General features: G+C 61.9%; 19 protein-coding genes. 11 read left to right on the forward strand and 8 right to left on the reverse strand.

Annotated features, from left to right (window positions below; all coding sequences use genetic code 11):
• The first annotated feature begins 142 nt into the window (after positions 1-142).
• Complete coding sequence (locus ACVWVY_RS22350) at positions 143-418, forward strand: hypothetical protein (RefSeq protein WP_456628411.1); 276 nt, start codon at positions 143-145, stop codon at positions 416-418.
• Between the two features lie 5 nt (positions 419-423).
• Positions 424-669: a hypothetical protein gene (locus ACVWVY_RS22355; RefSeq protein ID WP_456628412.1), complete on the forward strand. Its 246-nt coding sequence runs from the start codon at positions 424-426 to the stop codon at positions 667-669.
• Positions 670-864: 195 nt separating this feature from the next.
• Here the strand turns inward: ACVWVY_RS22355 and ACVWVY_RS22360 are convergent, their stop codons facing one another.
• The 3 genes from ACVWVY_RS22360 to ACVWVY_RS22370 form a co-directional block, all read right to left on the reverse strand.
• The gene (locus ACVWVY_RS22360; protein WP_456628413.1) at positions 865-1494 is read right to left on the reverse strand and encodes a transglutaminase-like cysteine peptidase; all 630 of its coding nucleotides are present in this window, start codon (positions 1492-1494) and stop codon (positions 865-867) included.
• Between the two features lie 330 nt (positions 1495-1824).
• Positions 1825-2442 (reverse strand): PilZ domain-containing protein, encoded by a 618-nt coding sequence (locus ACVWVY_RS22365; protein WP_456628414.1) that lies wholly within the window; start codon positions 2440-2442, stop codon positions 1825-1827.
• Positions 2443-2761: 319 nt separating this feature from the next.
• Entirely contained in the window at positions 2762-3046 is a 285-nt protein-coding gene (locus ACVWVY_RS22370; protein WP_456628415.1) for a hypothetical protein, read from the reverse strand.
• 142 nt (positions 3047-3188) lie between these two features.
• Here ACVWVY_RS22370 and ACVWVY_RS22375 point away from each other — a divergent pair, with 142 nt between their 5' ends.
• The 7 genes from ACVWVY_RS22375 to ACVWVY_RS22405 all read left to right on the forward strand — a co-directional run bounded on the left by ACVWVY_RS22375 (position 3189) and on the right by ACVWVY_RS22405 (position 10621).
• Complete coding sequence (locus tag ACVWVY_RS22375; RefSeq protein ID WP_456628416.1) at positions 3189-3962, forward strand: enoyl-CoA hydratase-related protein; 774 nt, start codon at positions 3189-3191, stop codon at positions 3960-3962.
• Positions 3963-3979: 17 nt separating this feature from the next.
• A complete protein-coding gene (gene poxB / locus ACVWVY_RS22380; RefSeq protein WP_456628417.1) occupies positions 3980-5716 on the forward strand; it encodes a ubiquinone-dependent pyruvate dehydrogenase in 1737 nt (578 codons plus the stop codon).
• 67 nt (positions 5717-5783) lie between these two features.
• Positions 5784-6371, forward strand: coding sequence for a hypothetical protein (locus ACVWVY_RS22385; RefSeq protein ID WP_456628418.1), 588 nt, complete (start codon positions 5784-5786; stop codon positions 6369-6371).
• 233 nt (positions 6372-6604) lie between these two features.
• Complete coding sequence (locus ACVWVY_RS22390; protein WP_456632284.1) at positions 6605-6901, forward strand: hypothetical protein; 297 nt, start codon at positions 6605-6607, stop codon at positions 6899-6901.
• A 122-nt stretch (positions 6902-7023) separates the two neighbouring features.
• The gene (locus ACVWVY_RS22395; RefSeq protein ID WP_456628419.1) at positions 7024-7467 is read left to right on the forward strand and encodes a PaaI family thioesterase; all 444 of its coding nucleotides are present in this window, start codon (positions 7024-7026) and stop codon (positions 7465-7467) included.
• Between the two features lie 314 nt (positions 7468-7781).
• Complete coding sequence (locus tag ACVWVY_RS22400) at positions 7782-8951, forward strand: saccharopine dehydrogenase family protein (protein WP_456628420.1); 1170 nt, start codon at positions 7782-7784, stop codon at positions 8949-8951.
• Positions 8952-9022: 71 nt separating this feature from the next.
• The gene (locus ACVWVY_RS22405; protein WP_456628421.1) at positions 9023-10621 is read left to right on the forward strand and encodes an FAD-binding oxidoreductase; all 1599 of its coding nucleotides are present in this window, start codon (positions 9023-9025) and stop codon (positions 10619-10621) included.
• Between the two features lie 171 nt (positions 10622-10792).
• Here ACVWVY_RS22405 and ACVWVY_RS22410 read toward each other — a convergent pair whose 3' ends face one another.
• The 5 genes from ACVWVY_RS22410 to ACVWVY_RS22430 all read right to left on the reverse strand — a co-directional run bounded on the left by ACVWVY_RS22410 (position 10793) and on the right by ACVWVY_RS22430 (position 14410).
• Positions 10793-11521, reverse strand: coding sequence for an amino acid ABC transporter ATP-binding protein (locus tag ACVWVY_RS22410; protein ID WP_456628422.1), 729 nt, complete (start codon positions 11519-11521; stop codon positions 10793-10795).
• Positions 11508-12158 (reverse strand): amino acid ABC transporter permease, encoded by a 651-nt coding sequence (locus ACVWVY_RS22415; protein ID WP_456628423.1) that lies wholly within the window; start codon positions 12156-12158, stop codon positions 11508-11510. Before ACVWVY_RS22415 ends, ACVWVY_RS22410 begins: the two co-directional genes overlap by 14 nt.
• 3 nt (positions 12159-12161) lie before the next feature.
• A complete protein-coding gene (locus tag ACVWVY_RS22420; RefSeq protein ID WP_456628424.1) occupies positions 12162-12824 on the reverse strand; it encodes an amino acid ABC transporter permease in 663 nt (220 codons plus the stop codon).
• Positions 12825-12846: 22 nt separating this feature from the next.
• Entirely contained in the window at positions 12847-13626 is a 780-nt protein-coding gene (locus ACVWVY_RS22425) for a transporter substrate-binding domain-containing protein (protein ID WP_212422054.1), read from the reverse strand.
• 229 nt (positions 13627-13855) lie between these two features.
• Positions 13856-14410: a PAS domain-containing protein gene (locus ACVWVY_RS22430; protein WP_456628425.1), complete on the reverse strand. Its 555-nt coding sequence runs from the start codon at positions 14408-14410 to the stop codon at positions 13856-13858.
• A gap of 537 nt (positions 14411-14947) precedes the next feature.
• Here ACVWVY_RS22430 and ACVWVY_RS22435 point away from each other — a divergent pair.
• Both ACVWVY_RS22435 and ACVWVY_RS22440 read left to right on the forward strand, forming a co-directional pair.
• Complete coding sequence (locus ACVWVY_RS22435; protein WP_456628426.1) at positions 14948-15745, forward strand: rhomboid family intramembrane serine protease; 798 nt, start codon at positions 14948-14950, stop codon at positions 15743-15745.
• Positions 15746-15939: 194 nt separating this feature from the next.
• Complete coding sequence (locus ACVWVY_RS22440; RefSeq protein ID WP_456628427.1) at positions 15940-16368, forward strand: CBS domain-containing protein; 429 nt, start codon at positions 15940-15942, stop codon at positions 16366-16368.

Raw genomic sequence — 16368 nt, forward strand, 5'->3', positions numbered from 1 at the left:
AGTCCGCCGGGCCAATCCTGCCCAAGTCGATTCAACACGGGCATGATTGCCTTCACTCGACTCAGGCTGATAAGGATAGGCGGTGCAACCGGGGCGTCATCCCGGTGCACGATTGTTTAGATAATTTTCCAAGGGGGGAAAGATGAAGAACTTGGTTGCTGCCGTCGTGGCGGTCCTCAGTCTTATCGCCTGGTCTTCCGGCATGTGGTCTGCGCACGCGCAGAACGCGTATAAATGCTACGGCGATCCGGTCTGTCAGGCGAAACGTGATGGTCGCTCTGTAGAAGAGGCAAAGCAACGGCAGAGCCTGCTTAACAAGTGCGCGCGTAGTGCCGGCATCAGCGCGAGCGCGTGGGCCGCGCACACCGTCCCGGCCGGTCCCAAGGCCGACCGTATGCGCACCTGCATGGGGACTTGATCGCCATGAAGAAAAGCACATTCGCGCTGTCTTTTTTGGTACTCGCCCTCTCTGTTCCGGCCGTCCACGCCGCGGGTAAGCAGGGCTACGCAAGCGCCCGTGCGGCTTGCTTGGCTCAAGCCGGCACCAACGAAAGGGAGTTTTCGCAGCGTCGCGCAAGCTTCCAATCAGGGGCGATCTACAAGCAGTGCATGACTGCCAAGGGTTATGACGTTGTCGTTCGCAGGGGGGACGGCTCGCGGCTCTATTGAACAGTTGATCCGAAGCAAAAAGGCGCCCCACAGGGCGCCTTTTTTTTGTGTCGTACCGCGCTCGTCGAGCGCGCATCGCAAGCGCCAAAAAAGTTGCGGCCAGCCTTTGGGGGAAGGCTGGCCGCGCGCGAACCGGTCTGGGACGGGGAGGGGTGGGGATGTGACCGGGTCGCGGGTTCGTAAAATCCTTCTGTGTTATCGATCGCGTGACGAGGCGGTAGCGACCGCAGGGCGGCTGTCACCGAGCGAGACCCACACGTTGGGATCGCTCTGCGACTGACGCTTGACGAAGCGGTAGCCGGTCTCGGTCCAGGCCAGGACGCTCTCATTCTGGTTGTCGAGAACGAACTCGCCCTTGTCGGTCTTCACGGTCAGCACCGCGTGGCCTTCGCCCTTCTTGTCGCGCACCACCGTGATCAGCAGCGCTTCGCGCGGCCATCCGGCGTCGATCAGCATCTTGCGCTTCAGAAGCACATAGTCCTCGCAGTCACCGTAACCGTCCGTCGGCAACGACCATTTCTCGATCACACCCCAATGATCCATGTCGGTGATCGGCTTGATGGTCTCGTTGACCCACTTGTTGACCCGCACCAAATCCCGCCATGCCGTCTGCGACATCACGATGTCGCGCGGCTGTGATGCGCCGCCGCGGCAATCGCCGGGATTCTCGGCGCAAAATTCGACCCAGCCGATCGGCGAACGCGCGGTCTCGCCCAGGCTGGCATAGAGAGCCTCGCCGGCTTTCGCCGAGACGCCCATTGAAGCGTTTAACCCCAACAGGACGACGATGACCGCCAGTCCCTTCCCCTGTCCCCTGAACAACATTGTGGCCCCCGTTTCTTGTTGGGACCATGTTTCGCACAAAGGATTTGCGCCGCCGCTAAGTCAGGCAAGTACATTTGACGCGAATACTAGTAAAAGCCGCGGCTAATTCGATCTATACTTGAATCGAATTCGACTAAAATTTGAAACAACTGCACTTGATTCAAATTTTACACATTAACGCGCACGCCACTGCGCCAGCGGCAAATGAGGGTGCGAAAGCCCGCCGCGTTAACCGCGTTTTGCGGGCCCCGGATATGGCAAAGGCGGTATCCGTGGGTGCGGATACCGCCTGTTAAGGATGGAAAACAGGGATTTTCGGCGGCTGGCGCTTTACCGCGCGGTAACCGCTTCTTCGAGCGCCTCGCCGACTTGCTCGTGGACGAACTCGAGCGCGAAGCCTTCCTCGAGGTTTCGCACCACGCGGGACTGCACCTTGCCCAGCATGACCAGAGATTTCAGCGGCGGGCGGTTTTCCGCGGCAATCGCAGCGCCTGACAGCGAGAGGTCGATGATGCGGCAGGTCATCTTGCTGCCGTCCTCGAGCGTGAGCAGCGCAATCGGGTTGCGCGGCACGATACGGTCGTGGCGGCGGTCTTCCGGCAGATTGAGGATATCGCGGTTGGCGAGCCAGGTGAGCTGGGCGGCGAGCTTGTCGCGCTTGCGCGCGGTGGCGCCGACCGTCATGGCAAAGCCATTGTCGATGATGCGGGTGATTTTGCCCTCGACCCGACCGATATGGTCGAGATAGGCGATCACGCGGTCGCCGACATTGCCGATGCCGGGTGCCAGCAGGGCCAGCCCGCCCGGCGACATGTTAATAATCTGGCAAGGAAATTCGCGGCGGTCAGGCAGCATATAGCGGCCGAGCAGGTGCACCTTGACGCGTTGGAAGCGCCGTCGCTCCTGGGCAGACGGTACAACGGTTGTTTTCTTTTGCGCAAACGACATCTTCGCCACCAGACAGCCGGTCCTTCGGCGTCAGGAAGACCCTAAGGCCGACAGGGTTAACGATGTGTTATCGGCGATTGCACGAAGTGCTGGCTGCCACGCGGCCTGCAGTCGCGGTGGAACTCACGATAGGCCGATTGTTTCGAATGTGTGCCAGCTTTCGCCCATGCTGATCAGTCCGGCGAGCCTGGCATTGTAGCGTTGGGCAGCCACGCCATCGATGATCCAGCTCTGGCCGCCCCTTCGATGAGCGTGGTCGCATTCGGTCGAACGAACGGACGCATTACCCCGCGCAGTTCTGCCGCGCTACGCCGGGCGATTACTTCGGCACGAGTTGATTGAGATCCTGCTCGATCGTGTTCAACAGCGACTCCAGTCGTTCCTGCCGGAACGCCGGTTGCGCAGACGCGGCCTCAACGGGGCGTTCCGGCGGCGCAGATCGCGCCGGGCGCTTCGGGAATACAGGGCGCAGCGGTTCTTCAGCTGGCGGCTCGCTTTTGACGAACTCGCCATGCAGCACGTCTTCGCGACGTCCCATCAGCCAGAGCACGGCCCAATAGGCCACCGCGAGAAAAATTACGCAGAAAATAACGATCTCAAACATAACTCACGTCCAATCGGCCAAGTATCTCTGGGAACGGCGATTTCGGTCAAGTCTGCGAGAGGCGATTGTTGCGCGCGGTGGCATTCGGGTTACTCTCGCGCCCGGCCGGGCCGGCCTGAAATGCCTGCGAACGGAGGTTGAAATGCCGGGTGTGAAGCGGGAACGTGATGGCAGCGTCGGCGTGCTGACCTTGGATGAGCCCGAGACCCTGAACGCGATGACGCCCGATCTGCTGGGCGATCTCGCGACAGCCATCGGCGAAGTAAACGACGATCCGCAGGTGAGAGCGCTGGTGCTGACCGGCGCCGGCCGCGGCTTCTGCTCGGGCCAGAACCTCAAGGCCGCGCAAATCCTGGGCGACGACATCGCCGCCGGCGTGATGAAGTATTACTGGCCGACGTTCAAGGCGTTGCGCGAGTGCCGCGTGCCGGTCGTGGTCGCCGTCAACGGCGTGGCGGCGGGCGGCGGGTTCAGCCTTGCGATGGCAGGCGACATGATCGTCGCGGCGCGTTCGGCGCGCTTCATCCAGGTGTTCAGCCGCATCGCGCTGGTCCCCGATCTCGGTTCGACCTGGCTGCTGCCACGCCTTGTCGGCCGGCAGCGCGCGCTCGAACTGATGATGACCAACGAGCCGCTTACGGCCGATCAGGCCAAGGAGTGGGGACTGGTCCGCGAAGTCTTTGACGATGCCGCACTTCGCGACGGCGCGCTCACCCTGGCGCGCAAACTCGCTGAAGGCGCGACGCGCGCCCTGGTCGCGACGCGCCGCCTGATCGACGAAAGCGAACACTCAAGCTATGCCGATCAGTTCCGCCGCGAGATCGAAACGCAGGCGCAGATCCGCCTCAGCGCCGATGCTGTGGAAGGGCGCAACGCCTTCCTCGAGAAACGTGCGGCGGTGTTCACCGGACGCTGAGAAAGGACCAGGCCATCATGGGAAGCGAGAATGTTGCCGACCTTATCGCAGAGACCCTGGCCCAGGCTGGCGTCAAGCGCATTTTCGGCGTGGTCGGCGACAGCCTGAATGGCCTCACCGACGCGCTGCGCAAGCGAAAGGCGATCGACTGGATCCACGTCCGGCATGAAGAGGTCGCAGCCTTTGCCGCCGCCGCTGAAGCGCAGATCACGGGCGAGCTTGCCGTCTGCGCAGGCTCGTGCGGCCCCGGTAATCTGCATCTCATCAACGGCCTGTTCGATGCGCACCGCAGCCGCACGCCGGTGCTCGCCATCGCCGCGCAGATTCCGTCGGCCGAAATCGGCGGCGGCTATTTTCAAGAGACGCATCCGCAGGATCTGTTCCGGGAATGCAGCCACTATTGCGAACTGGTTTCCGATCCGGCGCAATTGCCTTACGTCCTGGAAAACGCCATTCGCGCGGCCGTGGGGCGGCGCGGCGTTGCCGTCATCGTCATCCCCGGCGACATTGCGTTGCGTCCAGCGCCGAAGCGCGGCATCTCGCCGAATGCCGGGCTGCTGCCGGCTGCACCCATCGTCCGGCCGGCCGAAGGCGAACTGGAGGCGCTGGCCAAACTCCTCGATGGCGCCAAGCGCATCACGCTGTTCTGCGGCCGCGGCTGTGCCGGCGCCCATGATGGCCTGATGCGGCTTGCCGAGACGCTGAAGAGCCCGATTGTGCATGCGCTCGGCGGCAAGGAGCACGTCGAGTTCGACAACCCCTACGACGTCGGCATGACCGGCTTTATCGGTTTCTCGTCCGGCTATGCCGCGATGCATGCGTGCGACGTGCTGCTGATGCTCGGGACCGATTTTCCCTACAAGCAGTTCCTGCCGACGGACGCGAAGATCGCGCAAGTCGATATCCGGCCGGAGAATCTCGGCCGCCGCTGCAAGCTCGACCTTGGCCTTGTCGGCGACGTCGGCGCCACGATCGATGCGCTGTTGCCGAAACTGAAGGCAAAGACCGATCGCAAACATCTCGACGACAGTCTGGCTCATTACAAGAAGGCGCGCGCCGGGCTCGACGAACTCGCGCAGGGCACGCCGGGGCAAAAGCCGATCCATCCGCAATATCTGGCGCGCCTGTTGAGCGAGCAGGCGTCTGAGGATGCGGTGTTCACGGCCGATGTCGGCACGCCGACGATCTGGGCGGCGCGCTATCTCGCCATGAACGGCCGCCGGCGCCTGATCGGTTCCTGGGTTCACGGCTCGATGGCCAACGCCATGGCGCACGCCATCGGTGCGCAGGCCGCGCAGAAGGGGCGGCAGGTGATCTCGATGTCGGGCGATGGCGGGTTTGCCATGCTGATGGGAGACCTGATCACGCTGACGCAGATGAAACTGCCGGTGAAAGTCGTGGTCTTCAACAACGGCGTTCTCGGTTTCGTCGCGATGGAGATGAAAGCCTCCGGCTTTATCGAGACCGGCGTTGATCTCAAAAATCCCGATTTCGCCGCGATGGCGCGCGCGATGGGCATTCATGCGGTGCGTGTTGAGGATCCGGGCGAGCTCTCAAACGCGATCCGCGAAGTGCTGGCCCATGACGGTCCAGCGGTCCTCGACGTCGTCACCGCGACCCAGGAATTGTCGATGCCGCCGACGATCACGGCAGAGCAGATCAAGGGCTTCAGCCTCTGGGTGCTCCGCGCTGTGATGAGCGGGCGCGGCGATGAGGTGATCGATGTGGCGAAGACCAATTTGCTGTCGCGCTAGGTCGCGTACTCGGTGCAACCTTTAATCGGCTGGAGGGTTGTTCAACTGGGCTAAACAGTAAGGCTCCATGTCCAAATGGCTTAAACAGTTTCTGTTTGGAATTTGGGGTCTTCTGCTGATCCCGCTGATCGCGTCTATCTTCGAAAAGTGGTTGGAGGAAAACGTCTTCTCCGATCCCAGCGGTACGGCTACGACGGTTTTTCGCAACGCTGTGGCTACGCCCGTTTTTGAAAACCTTGTCGCGCTGGGCCAGCAACGCTGGTTTAAATTTGTGTTGGTCTTTTGGACAGGGATCGTACTTGGCGTCTCACTGGAATGGTTGAACCGGAAGTCGGACGAGAAAAGAGCTTCCGAGCTCCGGAGTCTTGGCGCAAAGTTTCGAAGTCTTTCAGACAGCCTCAAAATTCGGACCCCGTCATCAGGATGGCCGGACAATGCGGGTGATCTCAAGCCTGCCATCGCGTCTGCATTTGGCTCCGCCAGGAAATTTCACCTGTGGGTCCCGGATGAGCACGTGTACCAATTGCCGGACGCGTCATTCCTTTGTGAATACTTCAGATGCGTCGGTAAGCTTTTGGAGGATGGACAATTTGACAAGGCCAACAGGGAAGCCCTCTCCTGGCAGCCATTCCTCGATAACGTGACGCTGTCTTGAGTTTTCGCACTGGTCTAACCAAACCAGGGCCGCCCTGCTGCGTGCGTAATGAGTCCACGCCCCCAGGCTAGTGTGAATCTACTTCCGCTTTCGGCGGAACAGCGGACATGGCCGGACTTGCCACTGGTTGGCCCCGGTCGCGACTGACCCAAAACGGAAGTCGGCCCTAGTCCAACAACGGCCCGATATGGTTTGATGCCTTGGGGCTGGAGCTGAGACGCATGGGTGGCCTCATGTACATGTTCATTCGAAAGTACACCAAGGTTCGTTCGGTTGCGGATGCTGCCCGCCGCGCCAAAAGCGGCATTGGTCAGATCCTAAGGGAATCGCACGGATTCAGATCTTATTACGTACTGGATGGGGGCGAAGGCATTGGTGTCGCTGTGATGATATTCGAGGACCGCGAAAGCGCCAATGCGGCGAACGATAAAGTACGGGAGTTTGTTCAAGCAAGCCTGCATGACCTTGATCTTGGAGACCCAGAAATCATCGCCGGGGAAGTTTTGGTGAAAATGGAATCTGATGCGTAATGTCGGTCGACGACTAAGATGACGCGATTGACCCAACTTCGACATTAGCGCCCATACGACAAAGCAAGATAGGCTATGATGCGATGGCGCTCCGACCACGCAGCCAATGTGAGGGCCCGCGCATGAACACCACTGTGATCCCCGATGGTTTCGAGCGCCACTTCCGGCAGAGCCCGCTCACCGATCCCTGGGAGCCATTGTATTCAAAGCGGACGGACAGCGCCGTGATCGTCGGGTTGCGGTTGGCCAGGCCGCATACCAATGCCCACGGGCTAATTCACGGCGGGCTGATTGCGGCGCTCGCCGACAACGCGATGGGTTATAGCTGCGGGCATCAATTGGGCGGGAGGTATGTGGTGACAATCGGGCTCACGGTGGATTACATCGGCAGCGCGCAGGTCGGGCAATGGCTCGCCGTCGAGCCGGACGTGATCAAGACCGGCAACACGATCTGCTTTGCACAATGTCTTGTCAAAGCCGACGATGTCGTCATAGCGCGCGCCAATGCGACGTTCCGCGTGGTGCATCAAATTGACCAAACGCCTGCCTCGGGCGGGCGGCCTTAGAGCCTACCAGAAGCCGGACCAGTAGCTGCCGATGTCCGAGTGTGGCACCGTTGAGACATGCCCGCCTATCCTAAGAATGTCCGTTCACCGGGGTAGACCGGAAGTCGCCGGTATCCGGCCAAACCGGCGCGAATGACCCAAAGCGGAGTTGCGCGCCGAAGGCAGGAACTGTGGTATCCTCCGTCAAACGCGATGGACGGTTCAACGAAGCGGCGGACCCCAAATGGCCTTTGCTGCTCGTGCTGAGCGTCCCCGTGTCCTGCGATTGCCTCGGATCTGAAGATCGCTCCCGGGTATCGAGGAGGGCCAACGTCGTGAAGCGGGACTTCGACCTTATCGTCTATGGTGCGACGGGTTACACCGGCCGTCTCATCGCCGAATATCTGGCAACGTCCTATCGCGGTGACGATGCTCCGTCCTGGGCGATCGCGGGACGCTCGACCGACAAGCTCCAGAAGGTGCGTGCCGACATCGGCGCACCAGACGATTTGCCTTTGGTGAAGGCGGATGCCGCCGAACCGGCCAGCCTGCGTTCGATGTGCGAGTGTGCGGCCGTGGTCATCACGACGGTCGGGCCTTATCAGCTCCACGGTCCCGAGCTTGTGGCGGCCTGCGCGGCCACGGGCACTGGTTATGTCGATCTGTGCGGCGAGCCGGCCTGGATGCGGCGCATGATCGACTCCCATCACGAAGAGGCGAAACGGAGCGGTGCGCGCATTGTCTTCTCCTGCGGCTTCGATTCCATCCCGTTCGATCTCGGCGTGCTCACGTTGCAGGAGAAGGCGCGCGAAAAATTCGGACGCCCGGCGCGACGGGTCAAGGCCCGCCTGCGTAAGATGAAAGGCGGGATGTCTGGCGGCACCGCGGCGAGCGCCCAGGCGACATTGGCTGCCGCCGCGCGCGACCCGGTCCTGATCCGGCTGCTGACCGATCCCTTCGCGTTGACGCCGGGGTTCACCGGGCCGTCTCAGCCGTCCGGCCTCATCCCCGAATACGACCCGGGCCTGAACGCGCTGCTCGTGCCGTTCCCAATGGCGCCGATCAACACCAAGAACGTACACCGCACGAATTTCCTATTGGGTCATCCCTACGGCCCGGACTTCGTTTACGACGAGATGATGGTCGCGCCGGGATTGGGGGAAATCGCTGGCGTGGCGACGGAGGCGTTCGCGACGATGGTTTCCTTGCTCGGGACCGGCGGTCTCAAGCCCGGCGCAGGCCCTTCTCGGGAAAAGCGCGAGCAGGGCTTCTACGACATCCTCTTCCTCGGCGAGTTGCCGGATGGCGGACGGGTCGAGGCGGTAGTCACGGGCGACCGCGATCCGGGCTACGGCTCGACCAGCAAGATGATCGCCGAGAGCGCTCTTTGCCTCGTTCGCGACGTACATGGCGAGGGCGGCATCTGGACGCCGGGCTCGTTGATGGGGCCGGGGTTGCGCAAGCGTCTGCAGGAGCGCGCCGGCCTCACGTTCAGCGCGCGTTGAGGTAACGCTGAGAACTGCAGCAGCGTGCTGGATTATGCGGCCATCACCGACAAAAAAGCAGGGAGGATGCCATGAGCGGTGCAAGGCTAAAGCATTACGGCTGGGGCCGCGAAGACGAAGGCATGACAGCTGAGGAGAAGGCTTTCGTGCTCGGCCGTTACCACGCGAAATTCGCGTGCGATGCGTTTGAGACAAAAGCCGTGCCGCGTCTTGAGGATTTAACACTGCGGGCGCCGCGAGTGACGCCGCCCGCCTCAATTGCCGCTTTCTGCACGAGCGAACGCTACGACCGGGTCGCGCACACCTACGGCAAATCCTATCCAGACTACGTGCGAGCCATGCTCGGCGACTACGACAGCGCGCCCGACGTGGTCGCATATCCGCGCAACGAAGCAGAGATTTCCGCTGTGATGGACTGGGCCGGTGGCGTCAGCGCCTCGCTGACGCCGTTCGGGGGTGGATCGAGCGTCTGCGGCGGCGTCGAGCCGCGAATAGATGGGCTTCGCTACAAGGCGGCCGTCACACTTGACCTGCGCAATCTCGGTACGGTTGTCGAGGTAGATCAGATATCGCGCGCCGCGCTGATCGAAGGCGGTGCCTATGGTCCATCGTTGGAGAACCAGCTTAAGCCGCATGGCGTAACGTTGCGGCATTTTCCGCAGAGTTTTGAATATTCAACCCTTGGCGGCTGGATCGCGACGCGATCGGGTGGTCATTTTGCCAGTCTCTACACGCATATAGACGATTTCGTCGAAAGCCTGCGCGTCGTGACGCCGCGCGGCATACTGGAAACGCGTCGATTGCCGGGATCGGGTGCTGGACCGAGCCCCGACCGCATGTTCATAGGCTCGGAAGGCACGCTCGGCGTGATTTCGCGCGCCTGGATGCGATTGCAGCCACGCCCGAAATTCCGTGCCGGCGCATCGGTTCGTTTCGATTCGTTCTTCGGTGCGGCACGCGCATTGCGCGCCATCGCACAGGCCGGTCTCTATCCTTCGAACTGCCGCATCCTTGACGCGCAAGAGGCGTTCAACACCGGTGCGGCCGACGGCAGTGCCGCGATCATGGTGCTCGGCTTTGAATCCGGCGACCATTCGCCGGATGCCTGGATGGCACGTGCGCTCGAATGCTGCGCCGACCATGGCGGGACGCCGGAGGCCGCAAAAGCCGGCGATGCACATCTCGAAGGCGCAGCAGGAATCTGGCGGAACGCATTTATTCGCATGCCCTATGCGCGCGAGTTTTTGACACCGGCCGGTCTCATCAACGACACGTTTGAGACCGCCATCACCTGGGATCGGTTCGAAAGTTTCCACGACAAAGTGAAGGCGGCCACGGAACGGGCGATCCTCGAAGCGACTGGCCTGAAAGGCGAGGTCACATGCCGCTTCACCCATGTCTATCCAGACGGGCCCGCGCCGTATTTTTCTTTCCACGCACTCGGTCGCCACGGTGCGCTTCTGGAGCAGTGGCAGGCGATCAAGGATGCGGCCAGCGACGCGCTGATTGAGGCGGGTGGTACGATCACGCATCATCATGCTGTTGGCCGTGATCATCGGCCTTGGTACGATCGCCAGCGCCCAGGTCTTTTCGCGGCCGCGCTTCGGGCAGCAAAAAAAGAGCTCGATCCACAAGGCATGCTCAACCCGGGAGTGCTCATCGATCCGTAACGCGGATCGACACGCCAACGGACTAAGCGAATAATGGTGTTATTTGCGGTGCACGAGTCCGCTGTTGGCACATAGCGTCGTTTCGGCGCGACGTGGAATTTCGTCCACTATCTTTGCATAGCGGATCTGACAAGCCGTCCGCTCGGTAGACTTAGGGAAACACGGCCTGGTTCAGCCGACCTGGCCCACGAACTGCTGCAGTTCCGGCGTTCGCGGCGCGGCGAACACTTCCTTCGGAACGCCTTCCTCATGCACCTTGCCGTGATGCATGAAGACGAGCTTGGTGCCGACGTCGCGGGCGAAGCGCATTTCATGCGTGACCAGAATCAGCGTCATGCCCTCGCGTGCCAATTGTTCGACCACGCGCAGCACCTCGTTGACCAGCTCGGGATCGAGCGCCGAGGTGATTTCGTCGCATAGCAGCACCTTCGGCCGCATCGCCAGCGAACGGGCGATGGCGACGCGCTGCTGCTGGCCGCCGGAGAGTTCGCTCGGATAGGCGTCCATCTTTTCCGACAATCCCACCTTGGCCAGCACTTCGGCGGCGGTCGTGCGCGCTTCCGCCTTCGACACCTTGTTGACGACGGTCGGTGCCAGCATGACGTTCTCGGCGGCGGTCAGATGCGGAAACAGGTTGAACTGTTGAAACACCATGCCGACATGGCGGCGGAGTTCACGCAGGTTGGTGGCCAGGCCGCCGACTTCGATGCCGTCGGCGGTGATGGTGCCGGACTGATAGGTCTCCAGCCCGTTGATACAGCGGAGCAGTGTGCTTTTGCCCGAGCCGGAGCGGCCGATGATGGCGACCACGTCGCCCTTGGCGATGTCGAGCGAGACGCCTTTCAGCACCTCGTTCGCACCAAAACTCTTCCTGACGTCACGAATGCTAACGAGCGACATTGAGGCGGCCTTCGATTTTCTTCGCCCACCAGGACAGCGGGAAGCACAGGCAGAAATAGATCAGCGCGACCAGCGAGTAGACCAGGAACGGCCGGAAGGTCGCATTGTTGAGCATGGTGCCGGCCTTGGTCAGTTCGACGAAGCCGATGATCGAGGCGAGCGCCGTGCCCTTGATGACCTGCACGGAGAAGCCCACGGTGGGTGCGATCGCGATGCGCGACGCCTGCGGCAGGATGACGTAGCGCATCTGCTCGATGTAGCTGAGCGCGAGGCTGGAGGAAGCCTCCCATTGGCCCTTCGGTATCGACTCGACGCAGCCGCGCCAGATCTCGGTCAGGAACGCACTGGTCCAGAACGTCAGCGCCAGCGTGGCTGCGGTCCATGGCGAGACCTCGATGCCGAACAGCGCGATGCCGAAGAAAAAAAGAAACAGCTGCATCAGCAGCGGCGTGCCCTGGAAGAACTCGATATAGACCTTGGTGAACCATTCCAGCGCCGGGATCCGCGACGTGCGCATGAACAACAGCACCAGCCCGACGATGCCGCCGCAGGCAAACGCGATCAGCGACAGCACGATCGTCCATTGCGTGGCGATTAGAAGGTTCGACAGGATGTCCCAGAAGCTGAACTGCAGCATGGTTCACCTCGCCTTGAAGATGACGCGGCCGAGCGCGCGCAACAGCGAGCGCGTCAGCATCGCCAGCAGGAGGTAGGCCAGCGCGGCGAGCAGATAGACCTCGAAGTTGCGGAAGTTTCGCGACGCCACGAAATTCGCGGCGTAGGTGAGGTCTTCCGCCGAAATCTGCGACACCACCGCCGAACCCAGCATGACGATGATGATCTGCGACGACAGCGCCGGGTAGATTTTTCGGAACGCCTGGTTGAGAACGATACGGCGCAGCACCTCCCATTTGGTCATGGCGAGGCTGAGGCCGGCCTCGATATGGCCTTTGGGCACGGCCTCGATGCCGGCACGGATGATCTCGGTCGAGTAGGCGCCGAGATTGATCACCATGGCGAGGAAGGCGGCGGTGGTTTCGCTGAGTTTCAGCCCGAGCGCCGGCAGGCCGAAGAAGATGAAGAACAACTGCACGATGAACGGCGTGTTGCGGATCAGTTCGACATAGACTGCCACCACGCGGCCGAGCCAAACGGGGCCGAACGTGCGCGCCGAGGCGCCGGCGGTGCCGACCGCGATGCCGGCCACCGTCGAGACAACCGTGAGGACGATCGTGAAGATCAGCCCCTGCAGGAGCACGTTCCAGTAGGGCAGCAGTTCGGCGAATTGCAGTTTGTAGGACACTGCGGGCGCTCCGGCGTTCCGTTCAGAAGCCGGGCGGCAAGGGGGCCTTCAGCCACTTCTCCGATAATTTGGCGATATCGCCTGATGCCTTCGCCTTGGTGATGATCTCGTTGACCTTGGCCAGCAGCGCCGGCTCGTTCTTGTTGAGCCCGACATAACAAGGGCTGTCCTTGATCACGAATTTCAGCGCCGGCGCACGGGCAGGGACCTTTTCGGCGATCGCTGCCGCGACCGTGTTGCCGGTAGCGATCAGGTCGACCTGACCGGACACGAAGGCGGCGATGGTCGCGTTGTTGTCCTCGAAACGCTTGACGGTCGCGTCCGGCGGGGCCGAGGCGGTCAGCGCCTGCTCCTCGATGGCGCCGCGGGTGGCGCCGATGGTCTTGCCCTTGAGATCGGCCGCGCTGGCAACCGCAATCGCCTTGGTGCCGAACACACCTGAGAAGAACGGCGCATAGGCGATCGAGAAGTCGATGACCTTTTCGCGCTCTTCGTTCTTGCCGAGGCTTGAGATCACGAGGTCGGCCTTGTTGGTCTGCAAATAGGGAATGCGGTTGGCGCTGGTCACCGGGATGATCTCGGTCTTCACCCCGAGTTCCTTGCCGATCAGATTGGCCATGTCGATGTCGTAGCCCTGCGGCTTGAGATCGAGGCCGGCGGAGCCGAACGGCGCAAAATCCTGCGGCACCGCGATCTTGATCACCTTCGACTTCATGATGGAATCGAGGGCGTCGGCATGGGCCTGCGTCGCCACCGCTGCAGTGGCAATTGCGGCGGCAAGCAACAGTTTCTTGAAAGGCATTCTATCGTCTCCGAGGTTACGCCGATTCACCGCCTCCGAGATTGCTCTCGGTGGGTATCATTCGGCTGATGTGGCCCGGCTCCACGTCGCGGTTCGACCCTGCCCGACGCCTCGCGTTTAGGCAATGCTGGGCGGTGCTCTTTTTGGCGGCTTTTTGTGGGTCGTTTTCGAGCACAGTCACGCGACCATGCGTTGTGCTGCGGCGTTCGTTGAACCCGTCGGTTCGTGATTACCGCAGGCCTTCATACACCATGAAGCCGCGCGCGATGGCGAGCTTGCGCAAGGCGCGCGGAACGAACTTTTGCGGCCGGTGCAAATAGCGCCACGACGTCACCTTGAAGTCCCTGATCGTGCCGAGGTCGGCTTCGAACGGCGCAAGCACTCCGGTCAGGCTGATCGGCGCATGCGCGCGGTTGTTGAACGGCAGCAGCAGCAACTCCAGATGCGTCGTCGTGCCGTCTTCCGACGTTGCGGTGATGCCGGCAATCGCCGCCAGCATTTCTTCGGCGACGCAAGTGATGATCTCCTCGATCTCGCGGCGGTTGTCCGCCGTGAACAGCGCGGAGAAGCTCGTATCCTTCAGGTCACGGCCGAGCAGGGCGCTGACCCGCGTTCCGGCGACGCGAAACGGGTAGCCGGCATCGTTGTCGTAGGACAGCACGAAGATGTCGCCGAGCAGTTCGCGCACCGCGCCGGGCTCGATCTCGCTGCGGTCCGGCGCCCGCGCATCGCCGCGCTTCGCATCCCAATAGGCGAAGAACTCGCGGCTCGATGGGTGTTTCATAACTAATCCTCGCCCCGGGTTGCCTTGAGCGAGACACTTCTGTCCCGCTTTTGCGCAACACGCCTTCCCTTGGCTGTTGTGCAGGACAGGCTTTGCAGCGTCCATGCCGGGAACGCGATTTGGCCGCGCGAGCCACGGCTTTGCGTTGTTAACGTTAAATTAACTACGAGGTTGGCGAAGGCGGGGCGGCCTGCGTAGTGTGGAACGCATCGGACGGCGCCGGCTTATCTCCAATTCGCGGCGCAGTTGGTACACAGGTGGCGGTCAAACAGTTTGGTCATCGCGCGGGGAGGGGTGGGGATGTAATCCTTAGCTCCTGGGGCGCGAGAAGATCAGCAAGACAAGGGAGGACGTTCTCAGCGTCCTCCCTTTTTCTTTGCCGATTGTGCACATCTCCTGTTCCGGACGCGGCAGAGCCGAATGACGCTCCGCTATGTACCCGATATGGAATAGCTGTGATTGTGCACTTGCACAGGGCGGGCAAAGCCGCCTATCTGGGCCAATACACCTCGAAGCCGCCTTGCAAGGTCCTGGCCTTTGGAATCCCAGCCTTACTCATCCCTGGCCGAGCCGCCGGACGCCCCGCACGAGCCGATCCTGACGCTGCCGGGCGCGCTGACGGCCTATGTCGCGCTGATCGCAGCGATCCATTTGCGGGTGCTGCTGCCGGTGGAACTGGAGAACTGGACCATCGACGTGTTCGGTTTCATTCCGAAGCGCTACGATTCCACGCTGCTCAACATCACTTTTCCCGGCGGGGCCGGCGCCAAGGTCTGGACCTTCGTCACCTATTCCCTGTTGCATGCAAATCTCAGCCATATCGGCTTCAACGTGCTGTGGCTGTTGCCGTTCGGCAGCGCGCTGGCGCGCCGGTTCGGTGCCATCAGGTTCTTCGGATTCATGGCGATGACGGCCGTGGCGGGCGCACTGGCGCATCTCGTAACCCATGAGCACGCGATCGCGCCGATGATCGGCGCCTCAGCCTCGGTATCCGGCGCCATGGCCGCCGCCATCCGCTTCGCCTTCGTGCAGGGAAGTTTTCTTTCGTTCAACCGGGGCGATGCGGATGCCGCGGCGAAGGTTCCAGCGCTGTCGCTTGTCCGGGCATTGCGCAACCCGCGCGTGCTCGCATTTCTGGCGGTGTGGTTCGGCGTCAACATCATCTTCGGCCTCGGGTCGATTTCGATCGGCACTGACGGCGCCAGCGTCGCCTGGCAGGCGCATATCGGCGGATTTCTCGCCGGCCTGATGTTGTTTTCGCTGTTTGACCCGGTGCCGCGTGCGGCGCCACAAGCCGCCGATGCCTCCTCGCCGGACGAGCCCGGCCGCGTCTGATCGCCGCTTGCGGCGAGGGACGATTTCATTCATCATCCACATAAAGTTGCAACGCAAGCCAACGCCAACGCCGCTGCCGTGCAGGACAGCCGCGTGTAAACCGCGCTCGAAACGACACCGGCGCGGAACTGTTGATTGAAGACTCGCGAACAAGTCGGGCTCTCGGGGGCACCAACGGATTCAGGGAGGCGACAATGACGGTACGTTCAATTCTAGACACCAAGGGCCATCAGATCCTGAGCCTCGAGCCGGACGCCAAGCTTTCGGCGGCGGTCAAGATCCTTGGCGAGCGCAAGATCGGCGCCGTGCTGGTGATGAACCAGGGACGTCTTGAAGGTATTTTGTCGGAGCGCGACATTGTCCGGGTGCTGGGCGAGCGCGGCGCCAGGGTGCTCGAGGAGCCCGTCAGCGCCGTGATGACGCGCAAGGTCGTGAGCTGCCGCGAGTCCGACACCGTCTCCGGCATCATGGAAATGATGACGATCGGCAAGTTCCGCCACTTGCCCGTGGTCGAGGACGGCAAGGTGGTGGGCCTGATTTCGATCGGCGACATCGTCAAGCGCCGCGTCCAGGAATACGAAGCCGAGCAGGAAGCGCTGCGCGACTACATCAAGACGGCGTGA

The sequence above is a fragment of the Bradyrhizobium sp. URHC0002 genome (genome assembly GCF_054059515.1).

What these genes read in the sequence shown, in the direction of transcription:
- ACVWVY_RS22350 (WP_456628411.1), top strand. Translation starts at nt 143, where the DNA reads ATGAAGAACTTGGTTGCTGCCGTCGTGGCGGTCCTCAGTCTTATCGCC.
- ACVWVY_RS22355 (WP_456628412.1), top strand. Translation starts at nt 424, where the DNA reads ATGAAGAAAAGCACATTCGCGCTGTCTTTTTTGGTACTCGCCCTCTCT.
- ACVWVY_RS22360 (WP_456628413.1), bottom strand. Translation starts at nt 1,494, where the DNA reads ATGTTGTTCAGGGGACAGGGGAAGGGACTGGCGGTCATCGTCGTCCTG.
- ACVWVY_RS22365 (WP_456628414.1), bottom strand. Translation starts at nt 2,442, where the DNA reads ATGTCGTTTGCGCAAAAGAAAACAACCGTTGTACCGTCTGCCCAGGAG.
- ACVWVY_RS22370 (WP_456628415.1), bottom strand. Translation starts at nt 3,046, where the DNA reads ATGTTTGAGATCGTTATTTTCTGCGTAATTTTTCTCGCGGTGGCCTAT.
- ACVWVY_RS22375 (WP_456628416.1), top strand. Translation starts at nt 3,189, where the DNA reads ATGCCGGGTGTGAAGCGGGAACGTGATGGCAGCGTCGGCGTGCTGACC.
- poxB (WP_456628417.1), top strand. Translation starts at nt 3,980, where the DNA reads ATGGGAAGCGAGAATGTTGCCGACCTTATCGCAGAGACCCTGGCCCAG.
- ACVWVY_RS22385 (WP_456628418.1), top strand. Translation starts at nt 5,784, where the DNA reads ATGTCCAAATGGCTTAAACAGTTTCTGTTTGGAATTTGGGGTCTTCTG.
- ACVWVY_RS22390 (WP_456632284.1), top strand. Translation starts at nt 6,605, where the DNA reads ATGTACATGTTCATTCGAAAGTACACCAAGGTTCGTTCGGTTGCGGAT.
- ACVWVY_RS22395 (WP_456628419.1), top strand. Translation starts at nt 7,024, where the DNA reads ATGAACACCACTGTGATCCCCGATGGTTTCGAGCGCCACTTCCGGCAG.
- ACVWVY_RS22405 (WP_456628421.1), top strand. Translation starts at nt 9,023, where the DNA reads ATGAGCGGTGCAAGGCTAAAGCATTACGGCTGGGGCCGCGAAGACGAA.
- ACVWVY_RS22410 (WP_456628422.1), bottom strand. Translation starts at nt 11,521, where the DNA reads ATGTCGCTCGTTAGCATTCGTGACGTCAGGAAGAGTTTTGGTGCGAAC.
- ACVWVY_RS22415 (WP_456628423.1), bottom strand. Translation starts at nt 12,158, where the DNA reads ATGCTGCAGTTCAGCTTCTGGGACATCCTGTCGAACCTTCTAATCGCC.
- ACVWVY_RS22425 (WP_212422054.1), bottom strand. Translation starts at nt 13,626, where the DNA reads ATGCCTTTCAAGAAACTGTTGCTTGCCGCCGCAATTGCCACTGCAGCG.
- ACVWVY_RS22430 (WP_456628425.1), bottom strand. Translation starts at nt 14,410, where the DNA reads ATGAAACACCCATCGAGCCGCGAGTTCTTCGCCTATTGGGATGCGAAG.
- ACVWVY_RS22440 (WP_456628427.1), top strand. Translation starts at nt 15,940, where the DNA reads ATGACGGTACGTTCAATTCTAGACACCAAGGGCCATCAGATCCTGAGC.